This is a genomic window from Palleronia sediminis, from assembly GCF_004358695.1.
Classification (GTDB): domain Bacteria; phylum Pseudomonadota; class Alphaproteobacteria; order Rhodobacterales; family Rhodobacteraceae; genus Palleronia; species Palleronia sediminis.
In genome coordinates this window covers 1-22,254 of the sequence record NZ_SNAA01000026.1, presented here as the reverse complement: position 1 = coordinate 22,254, position 22,254 = coordinate 1, and the positions used below count along the sequence as shown (strand labels likewise).

The following is a 22,254-nucleotide window of genomic DNA, read 5'->3' as shown; positions in this document are numbered from 1 at the left end:
GCGATGGAGGAGAAGCTGCGCTTCGCCATCCGCGAAGGCGGCCGCACCGTCGGCGCCGGCGTGGTCTCCAAGATCATCGAGTGACGGCAAAGGGCCGGACGGGACACCCCCGCCCGGCCCGGAACGATACGGGGGCGGCCGGAAACGGGCGCCCTTTTCGCGTTTGAAGGATCGCAGATGGACGCGCATATCGAGTTCGCCCTGGGCATCGGCGGCGCCGCGCATGGCCGGCGCTTCGACACCGAGGACGAGATCGCCGCCGCCCTGCGAATGCCCGAACTGGCCTGGCTGCATCTCGACGGGACGCATCCCGACACGCCAGGCTGGATCGCGCGGCATCTCGACTACCTCGAGGCGCCGATCCGCATGGCTCTGCTCGAGGCCGAAACCCGCCCGCGCACCCTGCGCATCGGCGACGGCGCGCTGGTGATCCTGCGCGGGATCGACACGCGCCCCGACCAGGACCCCGAGGACATGCTGGCCGTGCGGGTCTGGATCGACGCGGGCCGCGCCATCTCGATCTCGCGCCATCCCTTTGCGCAGATCCGCGCCATCGCGGACGAGATCGCGGCGGGGCAGGGGCCCCGCACGGGGGGCGAATTTCTGGGTCGGCTGATCGAGGATCTGACCCAAGGCATCGAGGCGCAGGTCTCCGATCTCGATGCGCGGGCCGACCGGCTCGAGGCCGCGACCTTTGCCGACCCGCTGGCCGAGGGGCTGCGCGCCGAACTGGCCGACCAGCGGCTCGAACTGACCGAGCTGCGCCGGTTCTCGCTGCCGCAGCGCGATGCCGTCGCCCGCGTCCTGCGCGGATGCCCCGACTGGCTGGCCGAGCGCGACCGCCGGCTCATGGCCGAACAGCTCGACCAGTTGACCCGCGTCACCGAAACGCTGGACGCCGTGCGCGAGCAGCTTCAGACCCTGCGCGACGAGATCGCGGGCGCGCATGACGAACAGCTCAACCGCAACCTTTACGTTCTGTCCGTCATCTCGGCGGTCTTTCTGCCGCTGGGCTTTCTCACGGGGCTGATGGGCATCAATCTCGCGGGAATGCCGGGCGCGTCATGGGGGCCGGCCTTCTGGGTATTCTCGCTCGCGCTTCTGGCCACGGGCGGGGTCGTGCTGGCGATTCTGCGCCTGTTCCGCATCCTCTAGCCCGAACAGCAGAACGCCCGCCGGGCGCGCGGCGCGGCGGGCGTTCGGGTCGCGAAAGCGGTTCTTACGCCGCGTCGGCGTTGACCCCGCCGGTCGTGGCGATCTTGGTCATGCGCTTGTCGCCGTCATAGGTCTGGTCGAGACACTCCTGCAGGATGGCCCCGTCGCCATCCAGCCCCAGCCGATTGGCAAAGGCCACGAGGCAGCCATAGCCCGCCAGCGCGTAGTGAACCATGCGCTGATATTGCGTGATGATCATGGCGTCGCGCACCTCGTCGGCGCCGAACTCGGCATCATGGACATGGGCCTGCGCCTCTTGCACGAGCCCCTCCATCCCCTTGCAATGGGTGCCGTTGGGGTCGATCCCGTGATCGCTGCACAGCTTTTCGAGCTGCCCCATGCCATCGGCGATGCCCTTGCTGCCGGCAGCCAGTGCGCGGCCAAGCTCGTCATCGGTAGCGGCCCGGCCCAGTTTCGCGGTCGCATCCACGGATTGCTTGCAGGCCGAGTACAGGTCCTGGATCTGGTCGAGATAGACATCCTTGAGCGAATTGAGTGCCATCGGTCGGGCTCCCTTGCATTTGTGAACGGGTTGGAGGGCGAACGCGGGCCGCGGGGCCTTGTTCCTGCCGATCGCGTCTTGACCGCCGGGGCGGGCGGCGATACGCCCACAGCCGGTCACAGGGGTATAGCTCAGTTGGTAGAGCATCGGTCTCCAAAACCGAGGGTCGTGGGTTCGAGTCCCCCTGCCCCTGCCAGACCGCGGATCGACGGGTCAGGACGCACAGTGCGCTAGCCGTCGTAGCAGCCATCGTCCTTGAGCGGATCGTGGCCCCAGTTCATCAGCGAATAGCGCCAGCGCGAGGTTTCGACATCGTCTTTCGGCCCGCCTTGCGAGCAATGGCGTTTGACGTAGCCCACCACCTTGCCCATCCAGTCCCACTGGTCGTCGCTCAGATCGCCCTTGTCGGTGCGCTTGATCTCGACAATGCGACGGCCCGATTTGTGGCCGGTGCTTTCGCCGTCATCGCTGTCGCCGACGGATTTGCTCTCGTCGGTGTCGAGCCAGTCTTCGAGCTCGCCGGGGCTCATGTTCACCAGCTCGCCCCATTCCTCCCAGATCTGGTCGCGTGACTTGGACATTCGGATCTCCGTGGTTTCGGTCTCGCAGGAAAAGCGCGCGGCGCCCGGCGCGGTTCCGCCGGGCGCGACGCAATGTCGATGGATCGGGCCTGCGCGATCCGCTAGTCCGGTGGCATGACGATGCGACCGACATCCCCGAGGACCGCGTTGCTGGCGCTATGCGTGCTGGCCGCGGCCGTCGTGGGCTGGGGCCATCGGGCGCCGCCATCTTCGGACACGCTGCTGCGCGGCGCGCTGGCGCTCGCGGGCGATGCGGGCTGTGGCGGCGGTCATGCGGTAGCGGCCTGCGGGATGTGCTGTCTTGCCGCGGCGGCGGACCTGCCCGCCGGCACCGCGCCGGTCGTGGCGCCGACGTCCCTTGCCGCGGCGTTCCGGCCGGTTGCGTCCGACACGCCCGCGCGGGATGACACCGCGCGGCCCTATCGCGCCCGCGCGCCGCCGCTGGTCTGAGCGTCGCTGCCGCCCGACTCTTTCCCCTGCCGGACCGCGCGAGGCGCGGGTCCGGGCATCCGTCACAGGACAATTCCCATGATCACCCGCACAGATTGCGCCTTTCTTGCCGTTTTCCTGCTTGCCGCGCCGGTCAGCGCGCAGCAGTTCACTGCCGGCGATATCACCGTCGATCAGCCCTATGCCTTCGAGACCGCGCCGATGGCGCGCGCGGGCGGCGGCTTTCTCACAGTCGTCAACGAGGGCGATGCGCCCGATCGGCTGATCGGCGTCCGCTCGGAGCTGCCCCGGACCGAGATCCACCTCAGCTCGATGCAGGACGGCATCGCCCGGATGGAGCGGGTCGATGCGCTCGACATTCCGGCGGGCGAGACGGTCGAGCTCGCCCCCGGCGGCTATCACGTCATGTTCCTCGGGCTCGATGGCAACGCCTTCGAGGCGGGCGAAGAGATCGACGCCACGCTCGTCTTCGAAACCGCGGGCGAGGTCGACGTGACCTTTACCGTCCGGGCCCGCGACGGGATGGGCGATGGCCACGGGTCCATGGAGGACCATGGCGAGATGGGCGAACACGGGGCCGAGGGCATGTCGCATGACATGGCCCCGGCGGAATAGGGGGCGGTCATGCGTGGGAAAACCCTGATCGCGACCGGTGCCGCGGGGCTCGTGGCGCTCGGTGTCGGCGTCATCGCCTTCACCTCGTTCTCGGGGGGCGGTGCCGAGAATTGCGCGACCGCCTCGGTCGGGGCCGATATCGGCGGCCCGTTCGAGCTCGTGAACGCCGCGGGCGAGACCGTGACCGATGCGGATGTCATCACAGCGCCGAGCCTCGTCTATTTCGGCTATACCTACTGCCCCGATGTCTGCCCCATGGATGCCGCCCGCAACGCGCAGGCGCTCGATATCCTGGCCGAGCGGGGCGTGGAGGCGCAGGGCGTGTTCATCTCGGTCGATCCCGAGCGCGACACCCCCGAGGTCGTGGGCGATTATGCCGCGGCCTTCGGAGACGACATCGTCGGGCTGACCGGGTCCGAGGACCAGATCCGCGCGGCCAGCCGCGCCTATCGCACCTTCTACTCCCTCCCCGAGGACCGGAGCGATCCGTATTACACGGTCGATCACTCGACCTTCACCTACCTGGTGATGCCCGAGACGGGGTTCGCGACCTATTTCAACCGCGACACCACCCCCGAAGAGATGGCCGATACCGTGGCCTGTTTCGCGGGAAGCTAGACCATTGCACGGGGCGGGCGTTCAGCCCGCCTCGTCCACCTCGTCGGCCCAGTCCCACGGGACGGCGAAACTGCCCAGGACGCGCGCGGCCGCGGCGCGATCCGCGCCCACGCCGGGCTGGATACGGGCGACGAGGCCGCGGCGGCTTTCCTCTTCGACGCGGGCGACGCTGGCCGCGATCCCGGCCTCCGACAGCGCGTGGTCGAGCACATGCGCGATGGCGCGCCGCCGCAGGTCCGGCTTGAAGATCTTGCCCACCGCCGTCTTGGGCAGTTCGTCCAGAACCTCGACCCGCTTGGGCCAGGCGGCACGTTCGGGAATGCGCTCGCAGGCAAAGGCCACCAATTCTTCGGGCGACACCTCGGCCCCCTCGCACAGCTCGACATAGGCGCAGGGCAGTTCGCCGGAATGGGCATCGGGCTGGCCGATGGCCCCGGCCATCGCGACCTTGTCATGCGCCAGGAGCGCATCCTCGATCATCGACGGGTCGATATTGTGCCCGCCGCGGATGATGACGTCCTTGGACCGCCCCGTGATCCACAGGAACCCGTCCGCATCGATGCGGCCGAGATCCCCGGTGCGCAGGAACCGGCCGTCGAAATACAGCTCGCGCGTCCGTGCGCTGTCGGCATAGGTCGTGCCGGGCGTCACGCCGGGCGAGGCCACGCAGATCTCGCCCACCACGTCGCGCGGGCATTGCTTGGGGCCGTCCTCGGTGTCGTGATAGATGCGCAGCTCGGTATGGGGAAAGGGCACGCCCACCGATCCGATCTTGGGCGTGCCGTCGGGCGGGTTGATCGACACGAGGCACGTCGCCTCGGTCAGGCCGTAGCCTTCGGCGATGGTGACGCCGGCCGCCTCCTCGAACCGGCGGTACAGCTCGACCGGCAGCGGCGCCGAGCCCGAGAACGCCAGTTGCAGCGACGAGATATCGGCATCGACCTTGCGCTGCATCAGCGCCGAGATGGCCGTGGGCACCGCGATCATGAAGGTGATGTCATGCCGCTCGCAAAGCTTCCAGAAATTGTCGAGCACCCCGGCGCCGCGATAGCCCTGCGGCGTCGGCAACACGACATGCGCCCCCGAGCATAGCGCCGAGCCGACCATGACCACGGCGGCAAAGACGTGGAACATGGGCAGCGGACACATGATGTTGTCCTGGTCGGTGAACAGCAGCCTGTCCCCGATCCAGCCGTTGTATAGCGTCCCCTCGACGCGGTGCTGCGCCACCTTGGGCATTCCCGTGGTGCCGCCGGTGTGGAAATTGGCGCAGACGCGGTCGCCGCCGGGATCGGGAAACTCGGGGGCGGCGGGCATGTCGCGCAGCGCCTTGTCCCAGCGATGCCACCGGACGGCATCGCTGCGTTCCAGCCTTGGGCGCAGCAAGGGTACGATCAGCTTGCGCGGCCCGGTCATGTAGCGGTTGAGATCGACCTCGATCACATGCTCGACCCCCGGCGCGTCCTGCAGGGCGCGCGCGGCCTTCTGCGCGACATCGGCCTTGGGAAACGAGCGGAGCGTGACGAGCGCCCGAGCCCCGGTCTCGTTCAGGATCGCCGCGATCTGGCGCGGCTCGAGCATGGGGTTGATCGGCGCCACGACACAGCGCGACATGCCGCCCAGATAGGCGATGACCGCCTCGTTGCAGTTGGGCAGCAAGGTCGCGACCTTGTCCTCGGGGCCGAGCCCCAGCCGGTGCAGCAGGTTGGCGAATTGCCCGGCCCGGTCGCGCAGCTCGGCCCAGGTGAGCGTTTCGGCGCGGTCTTTGGCCCCCGAGAAAAGCTGAAAGGTGATCGCCGGCCGGTCGCCCGACACGGCCGCCGTCCGCTCGAGCCGGGTGCGGATCGTCCGCGGCAGGTCGAGCTCGTGCCACGCGCCCTCGGCCTCGATGCGCGCGCGGTCGTCGTGCCCGTCATATCCCATCGTCGCGTCCCCCCTGACCCGTCATTGATCGGGGCAAAGCCGCCTTTGCGCAAGCCGGACGGTGCAAAGCCCCTATTCGGCGGCGAGGCCCGCGGTGAACTGAAGGCGCGCGAGCCGCGCGTAAAGCCCGCCCTGGGCCACCAGCGCGTCATGGGTCCCGCTGGCCACGATGCGGCCGCCGTCAAAGACGAGGATGCGGTCGGCCTGCTTGACCGTGGCGAGCCGGTGCGCGACGACGAGGGTCGTGCGCCCGTGCGCCAGCCGTTCGACCGCGCGCTGCACCAGGTGCTCGCTTTCGGCATCGAGCGCGGATGTCGCCTCGTCCAGCAGCAGCACCGGCGCGTCGCGCAGGATGGCGCGGGCAATGGCGATACGCTGTTTCTGGCCGCCCGAAAGCATCACGCCGCGCTCGCCCAGATAGCTGTCATAGCCGTCGGGCAGGGCTTCGATGAACTCGTGCGCGGCCGCGGCCCGCGCGGCCTCCTCGATCTCGGCATCGCTGGCGTCGGGGCGGCCAAAGCGGATATTCTCGCGCGCCGAGGCGCCGAAGATCACCGGGTCCTGCGAGACGAGCGCGATATGGCGCCGGAAATCCGACCGGGGCATGTCGCGCAGATCGACCCCGTCGAGCCGGATCGCGCCGCCCGACGGGTCGTAGAACCGCAGCAGAAGCTGGATCACCGTGGTCTTGCCCGCGCCCGAGGGACCGACCAGAGCGACCGTCTCGCCGGGCGCCACGCTCAGCGACACGCCGTCGAGCGCGGCGATCCCCGGCCGCGCGGGATACGAGAACGTCACATCCTCGAACTCGATCCGGCCTTCGGGGGCGTCAAGCGTCACCGGCGTCTCGGGGTCCGACACCGCGTCCGAAGCGGTCAGGAGCTCGACCAGCCGCTCGGTGGCCCCCGCGGCGCGCTGAAGCTCGCCCCAGATCTCCGACAGCGCCCCAACTGCGCCCGCGACCATCACCGCGTAGATGACGAACTGCACCAGCTCGCCCACGGTCATCGCATCGGCCCGCACGTCGCGGGCGCCGACCCAGAGGACGCCGACGATACCCGCGAAAACCAGCAGGATCACGAGCACCGTCATTACCGCGCGCACCGCGATGCGCGTGCGCGCCGAGGCGAACGCGCTTTCGGTCACATCCGCGAATGTCCGGCGCGAGGCGCCTTCGTGGGTGAAGGCCTGCACAGTCTGCACGGCGCTCAGCGCCTCTGATGCGTTGCCGGAACTGGCCGCGATCCAGTCCTGGTTCTGGCGCCCCAGCACTCGCAACCGCCGCCCCAGAACGACGATGGGCACGATCACCATGGGCACCAGCAACAGCACCAAAAGCGCGAGCTTGACCGAGGTGACGAAGAGCAGCGCCAGTCCGCCCACGAGGATCAGCGCGTTGCGCAGCGCGATCGAGACGGACGAGCCGATGACCGACAGGATCAGCGTGGTGTCGGTGGTGATGCGGCTCAGCACCTCGCCGGTCATGACCTTTTCGTAGAAGGCGGGCGAAAGGCCGATCACGCGGTCGAACACGGCGATGCGGATATCGGCGACCACACGCTCGCCCAGCCGCGTGACGAGATAGTATCGCAGCCCCGTGCCCAGAGCCATCAGCGACGCGATACCCAGCGCGGCCAGGAAATAGCTGTCGAGCAGCGCCTCGGCCGAGGTCTCGAACCCGTCGACGACACGGCGCACCGCCAGCGGCAGAACCAGCGAGACGGCGGCGGTCAGCACGAGTGCCGCGAGTGACGCGAACAGCATTCCGCGATAGCGCGCGAGGAACGGCCACAGCGCCTTGAGCGCGCCGATCTCGCGCGATTTGGCGCGTTCTTCGGTGGATGTCTTGTCGGCCAAACTCGCCTCCGGCTTTTCATTCGGTCAGGTGCGGTCGGGCCGCCGCGCGTCATGGGCGGGGGCGGGCCGGGGCACCGGGCGGAGCTGCTGGAGCGGGCGGCGGGAATCGAACCCGCATCATCAGCTTGGAAGGCTGAGGTCTTACCATTACACAACGCCCGCCGGCGCGCCGCGTTCTAGCGCGACGGGCGCCGGGTGACAAGCGCTCCACGCAGCCCGCGTCGTCGCGGCAGGGGGCCGCGCGGGTCATGCGGGCCGGGGGGTCTTGCGGGTGGTGAGCGCGGTCATGATCTCGGCCGCGACAAAGGCCGCGATGACCTCGGGGCGCTTGTCGGCGCTGCCGGTCGCGCCGATGGGACAGGTCAGCCGCGACAGATCGCCTTGCGCGTCCTGAGCGGCGTGAAAACGCTCGAACCGCCGCCGCTTGGTGTCCGAGCCGATCAGCCCGACATAGGCGGCATCGCCGCGGGCCAGCGCCTCGGCCGTCAGCAGGAAGTCGAGCGCATGGTCGTGCGTCAGCACGACAAAGGCCGTGCCGGGCGGGGCGGCGCGGATCTCGGCCTCGGGCAGGGCGGTCTCGCACCGCTCGACGGGCGCATCGCACAGCGCAAGCTCGGCCGCGCGGCTGTCGATCAGGGTGGCGCGCACGGGCAGGGGCGCGAGACATCCCGCCAATGCCCGGCCGACATGGCCCGCGCCGTGGATCTGCACCACGGGCCGCGCCGCGCGTTCGGCCGCAAGCCGGGCGACGGCATCGGCGCGCGCGTCCCCGTCGAGCAGGTCGAGCGCCAGTTCGACCCGCCCCCCGCAGCACTGGCCGATCTCGGGGCCCAGCGCCATGTCGACGCGCGCCGCCGCCTCGCCCGCGGCCAGCATCGCGCGCGCCCGGTCGATCATGCGATACTCGAGCTGCCCGCCGCCGATGGTGCCCCAGATCGCGTCGGCGGCCACGAACATCGCGGCATCCCGTTCGCGCGGGGCCGAGCCGCGGACCGCGTCCACGCGCACACGCACGACGCGCGGCCGGCTGGCGAGAAAGCTCTCCAACCGCCCCGGCATCGCCTAGCCCGCGCCCCGCAGCCGCTCCACCGCCATGAGCACACGCTCGGGCGTCGCCGGGGCATCCAGCCGGGGGCATTCGCGGTAATCGGCGACGCTGGCGACCGCATGGCTCAGCGCCTCGAACACCGAGATCGCCAGCATGAAGGGCGGCTCGCCCACGGCCTTGGACCGCTTGATCGTCTTTTCGCGGTTCTCGGACCAACTTGCCAGCTCGACGTTGAAGATCCGCGGGCGGTCCGAGGCCAGCGGGATCTTGTAGGTCGAGGGCGCATGGGTCCGCAGCCGGCCGTTCGCGTCCCACCAGAGCTCTTCGGTGGTGAGCCAGCCCATGCCCTGGACAAAGGCGCCCTCGACCTGGCCACGGTCGAGCGCGGGGTTCAGCGACCGCCCGACATCATGCAGGATATCGGCCCGCTCGACGCGGTATTCGCCGGTCAGGGTATCGACCGAAACCTCGGAGCAGGCGGCACCGTAAGCGTAGTAGTAGAACGGCCGCCCCTTGCCGCTGGCACGGTCCCAATGGATCTTGGGCGTCTTGTAGAACCCCGCCGCCGACAGGTGAATGCGCGCCATGTAGGCCTCGCGGATGAAATCGGCAAAGGGCACCGTCTCGGCCCCGATCTCGACCGCGTTCGCGACGAAACGCACGTTGCCCGGCGCGGTCTGCCACCGCTCGGCCGCAAAGGCGGTCAGACGCTCCTTGATCTGGCGCGCAGCGTCCTGCGCGGCCATCCCGTTCAGGTCCGACCCCGACGAGGCCGCCGTGGCCGAGGTGTTGGGCACCTTTTCCGTCGTGGTTTTCGTGATCTTGATCCGGTCGGCATCGACCTGAAGCTCGTCGGCCACGACCTGCGCGATCTTGGTGTTGAGCCCCTGGCCCATCTCGGTGCCGCCATGGTTGAGATGGATCGAGCCGTCGGAATAGATGTGCAGCAGCGCGCCGGCCTGGTTGTACCAGGTCGCGGTGAACGAGATGCCGAACTTGACCGGGGTAAGCGCGATGCCCTTGCGGATCACGCCGCCCTTCGCGTTCCACGCCTTCACCGCCGCGAGGCGCGCGCGATAATCGGCGCTTTGCTCGAGTTCGTCCACGAGGCGCGGCGCGATATTGTCCTCGACGGTCTGGTGATAGGGCGTCACGTCGCGCCCCGCGTCGCCCAAGAAATTGCGCTTGCGCACCTCGAGACTGTCGAGCCCGCGGTGATAGGCGATCTCTTCGATGATGCGCTCGGCCGCGATCATGCCCTGCGGCCCGCCAAAGCCGCGAAAGGCCGTGTTCGAGACGGTGTTCGTCTTCATCGGGTGCGAGTTGAGCAGGACATGCGGGTAGAAATAGGCGTTGTCGGCATGAAACAGTGCGCGATCCGTGACCGGCCCCGAAAGATCCGACGAATAGCCGCAGCGCGCCGCGAAATCGCCCGACATGGCGAGGATGCGGCCCGAATCGTCGAACCCCACCTCGTAATCGATGACGAAATCGTGCCGCTTGCCGGTCGCGGTCATGTCGTCGTCGCGATCGGGACGGATCTTGACGGGGCGGTTCCACTTCTTGGCGGCGATCGCGGCCACCGCGCAGAACAGGTTCATCTGGGTTTCCTTGCCGCCGAAGCCGCCGCCCATGCGCCGCACGTTGATCGTGACCGCGTTCGAGGCGACGCCCAGAACATGCGCCACCATGTGCTGGGCCTCGGTCGGGTGCTGGGTCGAGGAATGGACGATCACGTCCTCGTCCTCGCCCGGAATGGCAAAGGCGATGTGGCCCTCGAGATACATGTGGTCCTGCCCGCCGACCGCGATCCGCCCCGCGATGCGGTGGGGCGCGGACTGCATCGCGGCTGCCGCATCGCCACGCCTGAGCGTCAGCGGCGGCGTGACATAGCCCATGCCCGCCGCGCGCGCGGCATCGGGGTCGAGCGCATGGGGGAGGTTCTCGTACTCGATCCCCGCCAAAAGCGCCGCGCGGCGGGCGGCGTCGCGCGTCTCGGCGATCACGGCAAAGATCGGCTGGCCCCAGAACTCGACCCGTTCGGTCGCGAAAACCGGCTCGTCGTCGCGGCCCGTGGGCGAGATGTCGTTCACCCCCGGCACATCCGCGGCCGTCAGCACGCCGATCACGCCCGGCGCGGCCTCGACCGCCGACAGGTCCATCGCGCGGATCAGCGCATGGGCGCGGGACGACAGGCCGAGACAGGCATGCAGCGTGCCCGCCGGCTCGGGGATGTCGTCGCAATACTCGGCCCGGCCCGTGACATGCTTGATCGCGCTGTCGTGGCGCAGGTCGGTATGGACGCCGCCGCGGATGGTGTCGCGCGCCTGATCGGCGCGCAACAATTTCTGCGCGACCGGCGGATCGGTGCGTTTCTGCGTCTCGACGGGGGCATCGACGATCTTGTCGGTCATGTCGTCTCCTTTCGTCACGCGCTGAGCCGGACGGGGGCCGCGCCGTCCTGCGTCTCGAGCCAGAACCGCTGGAACAGGTTCTGCGCCACGCGCATCCGGTACTCGGCCGAGGCGCGCCAGTCGCTCAGCGGTGTGAAATCCTGCGGCAGGGTCGCCGCGGCGTCGCGCATCGCCGCCTCGTCGAACTCGCGCCCGCTCAGCGCCGCCTCGGCGGCGGTGGCGCGTTTCGGCGTCGCGGCCATCCCGCCGAAGGCGATGCGCGCCTCCTCGATCCGGCCGCCTTCGATCCTCAGCGCGAAGGCGGCGCAGACCGACGAGATATCCTCGTCGCGCCGCTTGGAGATCTTGTAGGCCGCGTGGCGCGTGTTCGGATCGGGGCGGGGGATGCGGATCGCCTCGATGAACTCGCCATCGGCCCGGTCCTGCTTGCCGTAATCGAGGAAATACGCCTCGAGCGGCAGGGTCCGGCGGCTTTCGCCCCGGCGCAGCACGATCTCGGCCCCGAGCGCGATGAGCGGGGGCGGCGTGTCGCCGATGGGCGAGCCGTTGGCGATATTGCCGCCGATGGTGCCCATGCTGCGGATCTGCCAACCCGCGATACGGTCCCAGAACGGGGCCATGTGGGGGAAATGCTCGGTCAGGACCCGGTGGCTGCCGCCATAGCTGACGCCCGCGCCGATCTTGATGCTGTCTTCCGTGACCTCGACCCGGCGCAGCCCCTCGAGATGACCGAGAAAGACCACCGGGGAAATGTCGCGCAGGAACTTCGTCACCCACAGCCCGACATCCGTCGCCCCCGCGACCAGCGTTGCGCCGGGCGTCTCGACCAGCACCTGCGCCAGGTCGTCGACCGAGGCGGGCAGGATCGCGCGGCTGTCGCCCTTGCGCAGCACCACGCGGCGCCTGTCCTCCAGCGCGGCGAGACGCGCGGCGACGAGGTCGCGTTCGGTGTTCAGCACATCCTCGGTCGGGCTGCCCAGCGCGGTCATGGCGCGCGCGGCGCGGATGATGGGGGCATAGCCCGTGCAGCGGCAGAGATTGCCCTGGATCGCCGTCTCGATCTCGGCCTCGGTGGGGTCGGGATTTTCCATCCACAGCGCATAAAGCGCCATGACGAAGCCCGGCGTGCAGAAACCGCACTGGCTGCCGTGATGCTCGACCATGGCTTGTTGCACGGGGTGCAGCCGTCCCTCGGGGCCGGACAGGTATTCGATCGTCACGACATGGCAGGCGTCGAGCGTGGGCATCAGCCGGATGCAGGCATTCACCGGCTCGTAGCGCAGGGCGCCGTTGCGCAACCGCCCGACGAGCACGGTGCAGGCCCCGCAATCGCCCTCGGCGCAGCCTTCCTTGGTGCCGGTCAGGCGGCGCTCGATCCGCAGGAAATCGAGCAGCGTATCGGTGGCCGCCACGCGGTCGAGCGTCACGTCCTTGCCGTTGAGCAGAAATCCGATGGTCGTCCTGTCGGTCATGGGGGTCTCCTCCGGGGGCGCGTCGGACAGTATCGGGGTAAATTGCCCTCGAAAACAGGGGGCAGTCGGGTATGCTATTTCAACGAATCGTGGAAAGTCCAAAGGCGCGATGCCCTATCTCGAAAGCCTGCGGGTCTTTGTCCGCGTCGTCGAGCTCGGCAGCATCACCGCCGGGGGACGCGACTTGCGGCTGACACCGGCCGTCGCCAGCAACCGCATCAAGGAGCTCGAGCGCCGGCTCGACGTGCGTCTGTTCAACCGTACCACGCGCAAGCTGTCCCCGACCGAGGTGGGGCGGGCCTTCTACGATCACGCGCGCCGGATCGTCCAGAGTATCGAGGATGCCGAGGCCGTCGCGTCGAGCTTTTCCAGCAAGCCCCATGGCAACGTGCAGATCGCCGCGCCCCTCGGGATCGGCAAGCGGATCATCGCCCCGCTGATCCCCGAATTCGTCGATCTCTACCCGGAAGTGTCGGTGCGGCTGAGGCTGTCGGATCGCAAGATCGACCTGCTCGAGGAAAACCTCGACGTGGCGTTCCTTGTCGGGCGGCCGCCCGACTCGAACCTCACGCTGCGCAAGATCATGGACACGCCCCGCCTGCTTTGCGCAGCCCCCGTCTATCTCGAACGCCACGGCACGCCGCAAACCCCCGAAGATCTGCGCCGCCACAACTGCCTGCTGCTGCGCTATCCCCGCTCGCCCGAGTGGTTCTGGACGCTGCGCACCGCAACGGGGGATCTGCGGCTCGACGTGCGGGGCAGCTACGATTCCGACGATGGCGACGTGCTGACGGGCTGGGCGCTGGACGGGCGCGGCATCGTCAACAAGCCGCGGTTCGAGATCGCGGACCACCTCGCCGCCGGGCGGCTGGTCGAGATCCTGCCCGAAACGCCGCCCGAGCCCGCGCTTTTCGGCTGCCTTTACCCGCACCGCCGGTTCCAGGACAGCAAGGTGCGCCTGCTGATCGACTTCATGCTGAAACGCTGCCGCGAAATCCTGCCCTCTGCGCCCGCGCGCTGACATCGCGGCGCGCCCGCTCGGGGCAGTTCCCGCATCCCGCGAAATCGGGTAAGCGCGGCTGATGGATATCGTCCTCGTCACTGCGGTCATCTCGTCGCTGTTCATCGTCATCGGCGCGGCCGAGCCGCTGGGCGCGCGGTTGCGGTTGCCGTTCACCGTGATCCTCGCCGTTCTGGGCATCCTGATCGGTACGGCCGCGCTGTTCTTTCTGCGCACCGACCTGACCGACGCGCTCAACCCCGTGGCCGAGGCGATCCTGGGGCTGCCCATCCGGTCGAACGTGTTCCTCTACGTGTTCCTGCCCACGCTGCTGTTCCAGGCGACGCTGGGGATGAACCTGCGCCGGATGGTGGACGACTGGGTGCCGATCCTCGTTCTGGCGGTGGTCGCGGTGGTCGTGGCGACGCTCGGGGTGGGCTACGCGCTGTTCTGGGCCAGCGCATTGCCGCTGGCGGCCTGCCTGCTGATCGGCGCCATCGTGTCCACGACCGACCCGTCGGCGGTGGTCTCGATCTTTCGCTCGATCTCGGCGCCGCGGCGGCTGGCACGGATCATCGAGGGCGAGAGCCTGCTCAACGACGCCGCCGCGATCGCGCTCTTCGGGCTGTTCATGGGGTTCGTCATGCGCGGCGTGCCCGACCCGAAGCTGATCGACGCGCTGGCCCGGTTCCCCGTCCTGATCGTCGGAGGCGCGCTGACCGGCTGGATCGCCGCGCATGTCGCCATCAGGATCATGGCGATGTTCGGCAATCACGAACTGGCCCTGATCTCGGTGTCGGTCGCCTTGCCCTATCTCGGCTATATCGGTGCCGAGCAGCTTGTCGGCGCCTCGGGCGTGATCGCGGTCGTGGCTGCCGGGCTGACGCTGAACCTGGCGGGGCCGGGGCGCCTGCCGCCGCAAGCCTGGGTGAACCTGCGCGAGGTCTGGGATCTGCTGGCGCATTGGGCGGGGGCGCTGATCTTTATCCTGGCCGCGCTGCTGATCCCGCGCCTGCTGCAATACGTGCGGCTCAGCGATTTCGTCCTGATCGGGGTGGTGGTGGTCGCGGCCATCGCGGCGCGGGCCGTCATCCTGTGGGGTCTCTTGCCGTTCCTCACGCGGATCAAGGCCTCGCCCCCGGTCGATCCGCCCTATCGCGCGGCGATCCTGTGGGGCGGGTTGCGCGGGGCGGTGACGCTGGCGCTGGCGCTGGCCGTGACCGAAAGCCTGCGCGTCCCGGCCGAGACGCGCCGCGTCGTCGGCATTCTCGCCACCGGGTTCACGCTGTTCACGCTGCTGGTGCAGGGCACGACGCTGCGCATGGTGATCGGCCTGCTGGGGCTCGACCGCCTGTCGCCCATCGACGAGGCCATGTCGCGCCAGGTGGTCGCCGTCGCGTTGCAGACCGTGCGCGAGGACGTGGCCCGCACGACCGACGAATACGCGCTGACCCACGATGTCGTCCGCTCCGAGGCCAAGGCCTTCGGCGAGCGGCTCGAGGGCGCGGTCAGGACCGCCGAAGACAGCGAGGACATCCTCGACCGCGACAGGATCACGCTGGGCCTGATCGCGCTGGCGGGGTTCGAGCGCGACACGATCCTCGAGCGCGTCCGCGAACGCACGATCTCGTCGCGGATGGCCGAACAGACCCTGCTGAACGCCGACCGCCTTATCGAGGCCGCGCGGGCGGGCGGGCGGGACGGCTACAGGCGCGCGGCGCGCCGCTCGGTCGCCTATGGGCGCAGCTTTGCGCTGGCGGGGATGCTGCATGGCCGGCTCGGCTGGTCCGCGCCGCTGATCTACCTGACCGCCGACCGGTTCGAGCTGCTGCTGTCGCAGCGCCTGACGCTGCGCGACCTCGATTCCTTCATCGAACGTCGCATCCGCCGCATCCACGGCAGGCGCGTCGCCGATCTCATGCTCGAACTGCTCGCGCGCCGGATCGAGATGGTGGAAACCGCGCTCGACGGGATGCGGCTGCAATATCCGGGCTATGCCGAACGGCTCGAACGACGGTTCATCCGCCGCACCGCGCTGCGGTTCGAGGAACGCGAATACGTCGCCATGCGCGAGGACGGGCTGATCGGGGCCGAGGTGTTCACCACGCTGATGCAGGATCTCGCCGCGCGCCGTGTCGCCGCCGAGCGGCGCCCCGCGCTCGACATCGCGGTGCAACGCTTCGACCTCGTCCGGCAATTCCCGCTTTTCGCCGATCTCGACGACCGGTCGATCCGGCAACTGGGCCGGGCGCTCAGGACGCGATACGTCAACGATGGCAGCGTCATCCTTCGCAAGAACGCGCCGGTCGGCAGAGTCCATTTCATCGCCTCGGGCGCGGTCGAGCTCGAGACCGCGGGGCAAACGTGGCGCCTGGGACGTGGCGAGCTCTTTGGCCATTTAGCCCTGCTCAGCAGCCATATCCGCCGCGTCGAGGCGCGCGCCATCGCCCCCACGACGCTTTTGCTGCTCGATATCGAGCGGTTCCGCGCCCTGCTCGAGCGAAGCACGGCGCTGAGGGACGCGGTGAGCGAGAGCGCGCGCAAGCGCGGGCTCGACCCCGACCGGCTCAAGACCGGGGCGCCCGAGGCCTCCTGACCCTCGGTCATCTTGTAACCCCCCCTCGCAGACGCCAAGTGCAATAGGCTGGCCGCCATGTCCGGCCGCTGGCGCGCGTCCGCCGGTTCACCCTGTGCGACACCGCCGCCCCATCCCCGACATACCCGCCCCGAGAGGATCGAGATGACACGCCAAAGCGCGACGACCCAGGCCACCGCGGATCGCGACCATTTCAAGAGCGCGTCCGCGGCCAGGAAAGGCGCGGGCGCCAAACCGGCGGCCTCGCCCCCGGTCCAGATGGGCGAGCATGGCCGCTACCTGGTCAAGTCGGGCAAGCTCGCCGGCACCTTCGTCGCGCGCGCCTTTCCCAAGCCGCCGACCCTCGCGCGCGGCCTTATCGCCGAGGCCAGCGGCGAGACCGAGCAGGCCGCCATCGAGGCGCTGCACGCGCTGATCGACGCCCGCGAAAGCCGCAGGACCGAGTCGCGCCGCCACGATCCGCGCACCGGGATCGCAGTGCCCAGCACCGAGGAATATGCCGAGGCGCTGGGCCAGATCGCGCTCACGCGGCCGCAACGAGCCATGCTGGTCGCATTGTCGCTTGCCGGGGACGAGGGCTTGGGCGACGCGCGCATCTCCCACGCGGCGGGCTACAAGTCGGACGCCTCGGCCGCGCGGGCGCTGGCGACCGCGGGCCGGGCCATCGCCGAGTTCCTTGGCGTCAAAACCGGCTCGACACCCCCCGACGGCACCGCCTGCCTCGGCGCGCGAAACGATGCGCCACAGGACGACAAGACCGCCCCCCTCACGCTCCACCCCGAACTGCGCGACGCCATCCGCGACACCCTGTAGGGGCCGCGCGGAACGGCGTGCGTCGGGGGGGAGTGGGTCGCGTGGCCCGGCATCGCGGACGGGCCTGTGGGGTATGCCGGGTTCCATGCATGACCCGGTCGCCCACCTTCAGGTTTCGCACGTCGGACCGCCCCGGGGACCGGTTCAGGGGGAAGTCGCGGAGCGACAGTTTCCCCTTTTCCTCAAGCACAAGAGCCTTTGCCATTTGTGGTCCTCTCGCATGCAGCTTTCACACCGGCGCCCCGGAAATCGGGGGCGCCTCTTGTCGGTTCACGGGAAGTTACACGCTGAATACGGCTCGAGAGCGGCCATCGCCGTGCGCCGGTCAAATTGCTATCGAGGTGGCATATGCTTTCTATCGGCGGGGTCGGTCGGCCCTCCATGCGGCGGCCCCGCTCTGGCGGCAATTCATCGGTTCCCGAGGAGGTGGCACCATGACCCCGGCCGATTGGCCCTCTCTTAACGATCAGGCCGCGCTTGCGGATCGGTTGTTCGGTCCGCGCGGGGCCGCCCGGCCGGGCCGCGATCCCGAGCGGCTGCTGATCGGCACCATCGACGGTCTGAACCCGGCCTCGCGCCGCTCGGCCGAGCGGGCAGGGCGGAAAGCCGTGCTCGACTATCTCTTCGTGCCCCTCTGATCGGCCTGCCGCGCTGCGCCGGGTGCCCGCCGGGCTCGCTTCCGCTCCAAGCGGGGACGACGGCGCCGGTGGGATGCGTCATTCCTCGATGAAGAACGGCGTGTCGAAACTGCCTTCGACGGGGCGGCAATTGCCGGGATCGGCCTCGGCGCCGAGCCCATCGGCAAAGCACAAGAGCCCGCGAAACCGGCCGACCGCCTCGCCCTTGTCGCCGTCGATGGCCAGCGTCGTGAAGGTCACCTCCATGGGCTCCGGCGCGCCTTCGGAGAGCCAGAACTGCATGTTGCCATCGGGCGCGTAGGTGACGTTGGTCGATACCGGGGCCGTGTCCGGGCCGGGCGCATGCGACATGAAGGTCGCGTCGATCGCGAAATTCCCGTCGCCGCTCATGAGGCTGAGGGAAGAGAAATTGCCGACAGTCAGAAGCAGGAAGGCCGTTGGGGACACCTCATCGCCCTGAGTCACGATGACCGTGGGCTTTTCGAACAACTCTTCGCCAAATGTGGCGCGCAGGATGCCGATCTCTTCGATCTCCCATGCCTGAACCGGAAGGGCGAGCGCGAGGCCCGCCGCGATGACTGGTGCCAAGAGCTTCATGATATGTCCTCTCTCATGGAAATCGGCCCGGCGGCGGTGACGATAGCGACAATGCCGCTTGCCGAGACGAGGCGTGTTCCTGTCATGGTCGGTCTCTCCTTGTACTCGGCAGGATCTTGCAGGGCGGTTGCTCACGGGTCCGCACGGGCCATCGGCATCGACAGGATCAGCGCCACCAGATCGGCCTGCCGCCTCGTGCCCGTCTTGTCGAAGATGTTGCGCAGGTGGAACGCGACGGTGGTGCCCGAGACGCCAAGCCGCTCCGCGACCTGATCGCGGCGGAGACCTTCGGCGACAAGCCGCGCGACGCAGGCTTCGGTCGGGGTAAGGTCGAACAATTGCCGCAGCGTCGCGGCATCGAGCGCCTGCGGGCGTTCGGGATCCGAGAGGGTGAGCATGGCGGTAACGCCCTCTTGCCCCGCCGCCGCACCAAAGCGACGCGCCAGAACCATCAGCCGGCGGCCGCCGGTGTCGAGCAGGAGCGCCGTCCCGCCCGTCTGGCCGCGCGCCACCCTCTCGGCCAGCGCGGCCAGTTTGCGCCCCGCCTCGCCCCCGGTGCGCCAGTTCGCGCCCAGATCGATCCCGGCCTGCCGCGCCAGGTCCCGCGCCGCGCGATTGGCATGGCGCAGGCTGCCATCCGCCGCCAGCAGCACGACACCGACCGCCAGCCGGTCCAGCACCGCGGTGCCGCCTTGCGCCGCGCGCAGCCGCGCCATCCGGTCGAGCCGCGCCGCGATCATGGCACGCAGAAGGTCGTAATCTATGGGTTTCGTCAGGTAGTCATCCGCCCCCGCCCGCCGCCCCTCGATCATCTGTTCGCGCGCCGACAGGGCGGTGAGGAACACGAAGGGAATATCGTCGAGATCGGGCCGCGCGCCGCGCAGATGTGCCAGCAGCGCGTGGCCGTCCATGCCGGGCATGACGATGTCGCACAGGATGAGATCGGGGCGCTGCCGCTCCAGATGGCGCAGCGCCTGCGGCGCATCGCCCGCCGCGATCACCGCGTAACCGGCCTCGGTCAGCTCGGCCGCGATGTCGTCGCGCAGCGAAGGTTCGTCCTCGATGCACAGGATGAGCGGCGCGGTCATGCGGCTGCCCCCTTGGGCAGGGTCAGCCGCGCGATCAGCCCGCCATCCTCCTGCGGCAGGAGCGTGACGTCGCCGCCCTGTAGCCGCGCGAGGTGGCGCGCGAGCGGCAGGCCGAGACCCGAGCCCGGCAGGTCACGATGCCGCGCGCCGCGCGTGAAATTGTCGAAAGCGCGGTGCAAATCCTCGGGCGACATGCCCGGCCCCGGATCGCGCAGGTCGCAAAGCGCGGTTTCGCCATCGCGCCGGGCGCAAAGCTCGATCGGGCCGTCGGAACTGGCGTAGAGCAGCGCGTTGCCCAGCAGGTTCGCCAATATCTCGTGCGTGAGCACCGGATCGCACAGCGCCGGTACCGGGCGGTTCGACGGGCAAAGCCGCAGCCGGGCGGCATCGGCGGGCCGTGCGGCGGCCTCCTCCAGAGCGGCGGCGGCGATCCGGTCCAGATCATGCGTGGCAAGCTCTGGCGCGACCGCGCCCCGATCTACCCGCGCCATCAGCATCGCCGTGTCGGTCAGCCGGACAAGCCGCGCCACCGCCTCGCGCGAGACCTGCGCCTTCCTGCCGATCTCCTCGGGGGTCGGCGGGGTGCCGGGCCGGGTCAGCCGGTGCATGGCGCTGTCGATCACCGCAAGCGGCGTACGCACCTGATGCGCCATCAGGTCGGCAAAGCGGCGATACCCCTCGGAGGCCATACGCTCGCGGTCGAGGTCGTCCTGCAACCGCGCCGCCCGTGCCAGCCGGCGTTCGCGATCCACCAGCAGCGCCGCCAGCCCCGCCCCCGAGAGCAGCGCGCCGAAGATCGCCGCCAGCGCCAGAATGTGGAGCTGGCGCAACCGGTCCAGCCGGTCCGCCTGCAACTGCCATTCACGCGCCATCACCCGGCTGGACTTGCCGCGCAGCGCCGTCGACAGCGCCGTGACATGCGCCAGAAGCGCCGCCCGGTCGCCGCCCAGCGCCGGATCGCGCGCCAGAAGGCCGTCGCGCCAGCCCGTCAGCCCCTCGGCCAGCCCCGCCTCCTGCAGGAACCGCCATTGCGGCCCGTCGCGCAGCAGGTTCAGCCGCGAAACCAGAAGATCAAAGCGGCGCTGCACCTCGGTCTCTTCGGCCCCGGCCGAAAGCGCGGCGGTGAGGCTCAGCGCCTCGATCTGGGTCTGGCCGAAGATCCAGGTCATGTTCTCGGTCGCGGCGATCTGCATCTGCCGTTCGACGCGCAGGATATTATGCCCGGCGACAACCAGCAGCCCGAGGCAGACGACGATCAGCGCGCCCAGCCCGCCATAACGCCAGGGCGCGCCGCGCCGGGTCATTGCACATGCAGCGCGCTGAGTTGCCAAACCCAGCGCATGTCGTAGCGGATATCGGCCAGAACGCCGTGATCGTCGCGCGGGTATACGATCCAGACCGGCCCCTTGTCGCGCGGCGTCAGCGCCGCGCCGTCCATGTAAAGCGCCGCGATCACGTCGAAATCGTGGAAGTCTCTGACGGGGATGTCGATGACGTAATCGTTGAGCGCCTGCGCGGTCACTGTCTCGCCCTCGGCCCCGGCATGGGCCAGGATGTCGCGCATCAGCACGCCCCGGAACAACGGCTGGCCGTCGGTGACGGTGGTCGACGTGGCGATCTCGCGCCACTCCATCGCATCGAGATCGGCGCGCGCGATCGTCACTTGCCCGTCCCGCACAGCGCCGGTGAGCGTCAGCAGCACCTCTTCGGCCGACGCGGCGGACGCGCCGAGTGCAAGCACCGCCACCCGCAAGAGCCGCAACAGGCATGTCGTGATCTTCATTCGCCGCTTTCCGCAGGGTTTCTTACGCAGGGTCAGGCTACCACGCGAAAACCCGTTTCGCCCACTTCGAATGAACGGGGCGGGACGGCCTTTTCGCGTCTAGCCTGCCGGGGCAATCGACCGGGGGAAACGGCAATGATCCACATGCCACGCGTCACATACGCCTTTCGCCGCATGCTCGGCATCGACGCGGGGGGCGCCATCGCCCAAGGCTCGGGCGGGCACGTCATCGGCAGTTTCGGGGGCATGCCGCTCGAACTCCCGGTCATTGCCGATCTTGCAAGCGCAACGGTCGTCGGAACCTTTGCCGACGCGTCGCTTCTGGCAACGAGGATAGAAGGCGACCAGGGTCCTCTCGTGCTGACGCTTGCCTTCATCGGCGAATTGCCCGATCCGGGCGAAGTAACGCTCGGCATCGCTTTCGCGCGCGACATGGGGCGCAACTGGCACGGCGACGAAAGCGGCCTTGTGCTGCAGATCGACAGTTTCGACGCGGGGGGCGACCGCGTCGCCGTTGCCGGCACCGTCACCGGCGAGGTCACCGGCGGCCCGGCGCAAGAGACCCGGCCCGTCACCTTCAGCTTTGCGGCGCAGCTCGAGCAGGTGGAGTGACATGCACCGCGTCGCGCTTGTCCTCGGCCTTCTTGCCGGCCCCGCCATCGCGGCCCCGTTCGATGGCGTCTATGACGGCTTCGACTGCACCGCGCCCATCAGCGACGAGCGCGTGACGATCCGCGGCGACCGGATCGTCTATTACGAGTCGAGCTGCCGCCTGACCGATCCGCAATCCGTCGGAGGTTGGGAGAACGCGACGCTTTACTGGGCCAATTGCCGCGGCGAAGGGCAGGACTGGCGCGAGCGCACCCTGCTGATGACCCGCATGGGCGGCGATCTGATCGTCATCGGCAATGGCTGGGCCGAACGCTAGGGTCAGGATGCATTGATTGTTGCTGTTCGGCGTGATTCACGGCCCGAAAAACGGAGCGGTGACATGGACGACCTCTACTGGCTGAGCGACGAGCAGATGGCCAAGCTTTCCCCTTT

The 22,254-nt window shown here is 69.1% G+C and carries 22 protein-coding genes and 2 tRNA genes; 12 read left to right on the top strand and 12 right to left on the bottom strand.

The window, feature by feature from the left end; translation table 11 throughout:
• Positions 1–84 (top strand): EF-Tu C-terminal domain-related protein (locus E2L08_RS17445; protein WP_133397560.1); only part of this gene is annotated, 84 nt, incomplete at its 5' end.
• A gap of 93 nt (positions 85–177) precedes the next feature.
• Positions 178–1,155, top strand: coding sequence for a zinc transporter ZntB (locus E2L08_RS16030; RefSeq protein ID WP_133398106.1), 978 nt, complete (start codon positions 178–180; stop codon positions 1,153–1,155).
• 64 nt (positions 1,156–1,219) lie between these two features.
• Here the strand turns inward: E2L08_RS16030 and E2L08_RS16025 are convergent, their stop codons facing one another.
• Entirely contained in the window at positions 1,220–1,717 is a 498-nt protein-coding gene (locus E2L08_RS16025; RefSeq protein WP_168771187.1) for a ferritin-like domain-containing protein, read from the bottom strand.
• A 120-nt stretch (positions 1,718–1,837) separates the two neighbouring features.
• Here E2L08_RS16025 and E2L08_RS16020 point away from each other — a divergent pair.
• Positions 1,838–1,913, top strand: a tRNA-Trp gene (locus E2L08_RS16020).
• A gap of 34 nt (positions 1,914–1,947) precedes the next feature.
• Here E2L08_RS16020 and E2L08_RS16015 read toward each other — a convergent pair.
• Positions 1,948–2,298 (bottom strand): DUF3140 domain-containing protein, encoded by a 351-nt coding sequence (locus tag E2L08_RS16015; RefSeq protein ID WP_133398104.1) that lies wholly within the window; start codon positions 2,296–2,298, stop codon positions 1,948–1,950.
• Positions 2,299–2,418: 120 nt separating this feature from the next.
• On the opposite strand from E2L08_RS16015, the gene E2L08_RS16010 reads away from it, so the two are divergent.
• The 3 genes from E2L08_RS16010 (at position 2,419) to E2L08_RS16000 (ending at position 3,981) form a co-directional block, all read left to right on the top strand.
• Positions 2,419–2,748 carry a hypothetical protein gene (locus E2L08_RS16010; RefSeq protein WP_168771186.1) on the top strand — a complete coding sequence of 110 codons (330 nt, stop codon included), beginning with the start codon at positions 2,419–2,421 and terminating at the stop codon, positions 2,746–2,748.
• A gap of 78 nt (positions 2,749–2,826) precedes the next feature.
• Positions 2,827–3,363, top strand: a complete 537-nt coding sequence (locus E2L08_RS16005) for a copper chaperone PCu(A)C (protein WP_133398102.1) — start codon at positions 2,827–2,829, stop codon at positions 3,361–3,363.
• A 9-nt stretch (positions 3,364–3,372) separates the two neighbouring features.
• Positions 3,373–3,981, top strand: a complete 609-nt coding sequence (locus E2L08_RS16000; RefSeq protein WP_133398101.1) for an SCO family protein — start codon at positions 3,373–3,375, stop codon at positions 3,979–3,981.
• Between the two features lie 21 nt (positions 3,982–4,002).
• Here the strand turns inward: E2L08_RS16000 and E2L08_RS15995 are convergent, their stop codons facing one another.
• From E2L08_RS15995 to xdhA, 6 genes are all read right to left on the bottom strand, one after another.
• Positions 4,003–5,904, bottom strand: coding sequence for an acyl-CoA synthetase (locus tag E2L08_RS15995; protein WP_133398100.1), 1,902 nt, complete (start codon positions 5,902–5,904; stop codon positions 4,003–4,005).
• Between the two features lie 72 nt (positions 5,905–5,976).
• Complete coding sequence (locus E2L08_RS15990; RefSeq protein WP_133398099.1) at positions 5,977–7,761, bottom strand: ABC transporter transmembrane domain-containing protein; 1,785 nt, start codon at positions 7,759–7,761, stop codon at positions 5,977–5,979.
• A gap of 88 nt (positions 7,762–7,849) precedes the next feature.
• Positions 7,850–7,923: transfer RNA gene (locus E2L08_RS15985), tRNA-Gly, on the bottom strand.
• Between the two features lie 84 nt (positions 7,924–8,007).
• Positions 8,008–8,820: a xanthine dehydrogenase accessory protein XdhC gene (gene xdhC, locus E2L08_RS15980; protein ID WP_133398098.1), complete on the bottom strand. Its 813-nt coding sequence runs from the start codon at positions 8,818–8,820 to the stop codon at positions 8,008–8,010.
• A 3-nt stretch (positions 8,821–8,823) separates the two neighbouring features.
• Positions 8,824–11,223, bottom strand: coding sequence for a xanthine dehydrogenase molybdopterin binding subunit (gene xdhB / locus E2L08_RS15975; protein ID WP_133398097.1), 2,400 nt, complete (start codon positions 11,221–11,223; stop codon positions 8,824–8,826).
• A gap of 14 nt (positions 11,224–11,237) precedes the next feature.
• Complete coding sequence (gene xdhA, locus E2L08_RS15970) at positions 11,238–12,695, bottom strand: xanthine dehydrogenase small subunit (protein ID WP_133398096.1); 1,458 nt, start codon at positions 12,693–12,695, stop codon at positions 11,238–11,240.
• A gap of 109 nt (positions 12,696–12,804) precedes the next feature.
• Here xdhA and E2L08_RS15965 point away from each other — a divergent pair, with 109 nt between their 5' ends.
• The 4 genes from E2L08_RS15965 to E2L08_RS15950 all read left to right on the top strand — a co-directional run bounded on the left by E2L08_RS15965 (position 12,805) and on the right by E2L08_RS15950 (position 17,742).
• Positions 12,805–13,716, top strand: a complete 912-nt coding sequence (locus tag E2L08_RS15965; protein WP_133398095.1) for a LysR family transcriptional regulator — start codon at positions 12,805–12,807, stop codon at positions 13,714–13,716.
• A gap of 61 nt (positions 13,717–13,777) precedes the next feature.
• Positions 13,778–16,291, top strand: coding sequence for a cation:proton antiporter (locus E2L08_RS15960; protein WP_133398094.1), 2,514 nt, complete (start codon positions 13,778–13,780; stop codon positions 16,289–16,291).
• A gap of 144 nt (positions 16,292–16,435) precedes the next feature.
• On the top strand, positions 16,436–17,104 hold the full coding sequence (locus tag E2L08_RS15955) for a hypothetical protein (RefSeq protein ID WP_133398093.1): 669 nt from the start codon (positions 16,436–16,438) through the stop codon (positions 17,102–17,104).
• A 434-nt stretch (positions 17,105–17,538) separates the two neighbouring features.
• On the top strand, positions 17,539–17,742 hold the full coding sequence (locus E2L08_RS15950; RefSeq protein ID WP_133398092.1) for a hypothetical protein: 204 nt from the start codon (positions 17,539–17,541) through the stop codon (positions 17,740–17,742).
• Positions 17,743–17,820: 78 nt separating this feature from the next.
• Here E2L08_RS15950 and E2L08_RS15945 read toward each other — a convergent pair whose 3' ends face one another.
• From E2L08_RS15945 to E2L08_RS15930, 4 genes are all read right to left on the bottom strand, one after another.
• Positions 17,821–18,339: a hypothetical protein gene (locus E2L08_RS15945; RefSeq protein ID WP_133398091.1), complete on the bottom strand. Its 519-nt coding sequence runs from the start codon at positions 18,337–18,339 to the stop codon at positions 17,821–17,823.
• A gap of 131 nt (positions 18,340–18,470) precedes the next feature.
• Entirely contained in the window at positions 18,471–19,427 is a 957-nt protein-coding gene (locus E2L08_RS15940; protein WP_133398090.1) for a response regulator, read from the bottom strand.
• The gene (locus E2L08_RS17085; protein WP_168771185.1) at positions 19,424–20,731 is read right to left on the bottom strand and encodes a sensor histidine kinase; all 1,308 of its coding nucleotides are present in this window, start codon (positions 20,729–20,731) and stop codon (positions 19,424–19,426) included. Before E2L08_RS17085 ends, E2L08_RS15940 begins: the two co-directional genes overlap by 4 nt.
• Positions 20,728–21,210 carry a putative pterin-binding protein gene (locus E2L08_RS15930; protein WP_133398089.1) on the bottom strand — a complete coding sequence of 161 codons (483 nt, stop codon included), beginning with the start codon at positions 21,208–21,210 and terminating at the stop codon, positions 20,728–20,730. Before E2L08_RS15930 ends, E2L08_RS17085 begins: the two co-directional genes overlap by 4 nt.
• A 144-nt stretch (positions 21,211–21,354) precedes the next feature.
• On the opposite strand from E2L08_RS15930, the gene E2L08_RS15925 reads away from it, so the two are divergent.
• Both E2L08_RS15925 and E2L08_RS15920 read left to right on the top strand, forming a co-directional pair.
• Positions 21,355–21,822, top strand: a complete 468-nt coding sequence (locus E2L08_RS15925) for a hypothetical protein (RefSeq protein ID WP_133398088.1) — start codon at positions 21,355–21,357, stop codon at positions 21,820–21,822.
• Position 21,823: 1 nt separating this feature from the next.
• Positions 21,824–22,138, top strand: coding sequence for a hypothetical protein (locus E2L08_RS15920; protein WP_133398087.1), 315 nt, complete (start codon positions 21,824–21,826; stop codon positions 22,136–22,138).
• Positions 22,139–22,254: the final 116 nt, after the last annotated feature.

Excerpts from the sequence above, each read along its gene's own strand:
- xdhB (WP_133398097.1), bottom strand. The coding sequence starts at position 11,223 with ATGACCGACAAGATCGTCGATGCCCCCGTCGAGACGCAGAAACGCACC.
- E2L08_RS15925 (WP_133398088.1), top strand. The coding sequence starts at position 21,355 with ATGCCACGCGTCACATACGCCTTTCGCCGCATGCTCGGCATCGACGCG.
- E2L08_RS16030 (WP_133398106.1), top strand. The coding sequence starts at position 178 with ATGGACGCGCATATCGAGTTCGCCCTGGGCATCGGCGGCGCCGCGCAT.
- E2L08_RS16025 (WP_168771187.1), bottom strand. The coding sequence starts at position 1,717 with ATGGCACTCAATTCGCTCAAGGATGTCTATCTCGACCAGATCCAGGAC.
- E2L08_RS15950 (WP_133398092.1), top strand. The coding sequence starts at position 17,539 with ATGACCCCGGCCGATTGGCCCTCTCTTAACGATCAGGCCGCGCTTGCG.
- E2L08_RS15920 (WP_133398087.1), top strand. The coding sequence starts at position 21,824 with ATGCACCGCGTCGCGCTTGTCCTCGGCCTTCTTGCCGGCCCCGCCATC.
- E2L08_RS15960 (WP_133398094.1), top strand. The coding sequence starts at position 13,778 with ATGGATATCGTCCTCGTCACTGCGGTCATCTCGTCGCTGTTCATCGTC.
- E2L08_RS16015 (WP_133398104.1), bottom strand. The coding sequence starts at position 2,298 with ATGTCCAAGTCACGCGACCAGATCTGGGAGGAATGGGGCGAGCTGGTG.
- E2L08_RS17085 (WP_168771185.1), bottom strand. The coding sequence starts at position 20,731 with ATGACCCGGCGCGGCGCGCCCTGGCGTTATGGCGGGCTGGGCGCGCTG.
- E2L08_RS16005 (WP_133398102.1), top strand. The coding sequence starts at position 2,827 with ATGATCACCCGCACAGATTGCGCCTTTCTTGCCGTTTTCCTGCTTGCC.
- E2L08_RS15940 (WP_133398090.1), bottom strand. The coding sequence starts at position 19,427 with ATGACCGCGCCGCTCATCCTGTGCATCGAGGACGAACCTTCGCTGCGC.
- E2L08_RS15945 (WP_133398091.1), bottom strand. The coding sequence starts at position 18,339 with ATGAAGCTCTTGGCACCAGTCATCGCGGCGGGCCTCGCGCTCGCCCTT.
- E2L08_RS15995 (WP_133398100.1), bottom strand. The coding sequence starts at position 5,904 with ATGGGATATGACGGGCACGACGACCGCGCGCGCATCGAGGCCGAGGGC.
- E2L08_RS15930 (WP_133398089.1), bottom strand. The coding sequence starts at position 21,210 with ATGAAGATCACGACATGCCTGTTGCGGCTCTTGCGGGTGGCGGTGCTT.
- E2L08_RS16010 (WP_168771186.1), top strand. The coding sequence starts at position 2,419 with ATGCGACCGACATCCCCGAGGACCGCGTTGCTGGCGCTATGCGTGCTG.
- xdhC (WP_133398098.1), bottom strand. The coding sequence starts at position 8,820 with ATGCCGGGGCGGTTGGAGAGCTTTCTCGCCAGCCGGCCGCGCGTCGTG.
- E2L08_RS15965 (WP_133398095.1), top strand. The coding sequence starts at position 12,805 with ATGCCCTATCTCGAAAGCCTGCGGGTCTTTGTCCGCGTCGTCGAGCTC.
- xdhA (WP_133398096.1), bottom strand. The coding sequence starts at position 12,695 with ATGACCGACAGGACGACCATCGGATTTCTGCTCAACGGCAAGGACGTG.
- E2L08_RS15955 (WP_133398093.1), top strand. The coding sequence starts at position 16,436 with ATGACACGCCAAAGCGCGACGACCCAGGCCACCGCGGATCGCGACCAT.
- E2L08_RS16000 (WP_133398101.1), top strand. The coding sequence starts at position 3,373 with ATGCGTGGGAAAACCCTGATCGCGACCGGTGCCGCGGGGCTCGTGGCG.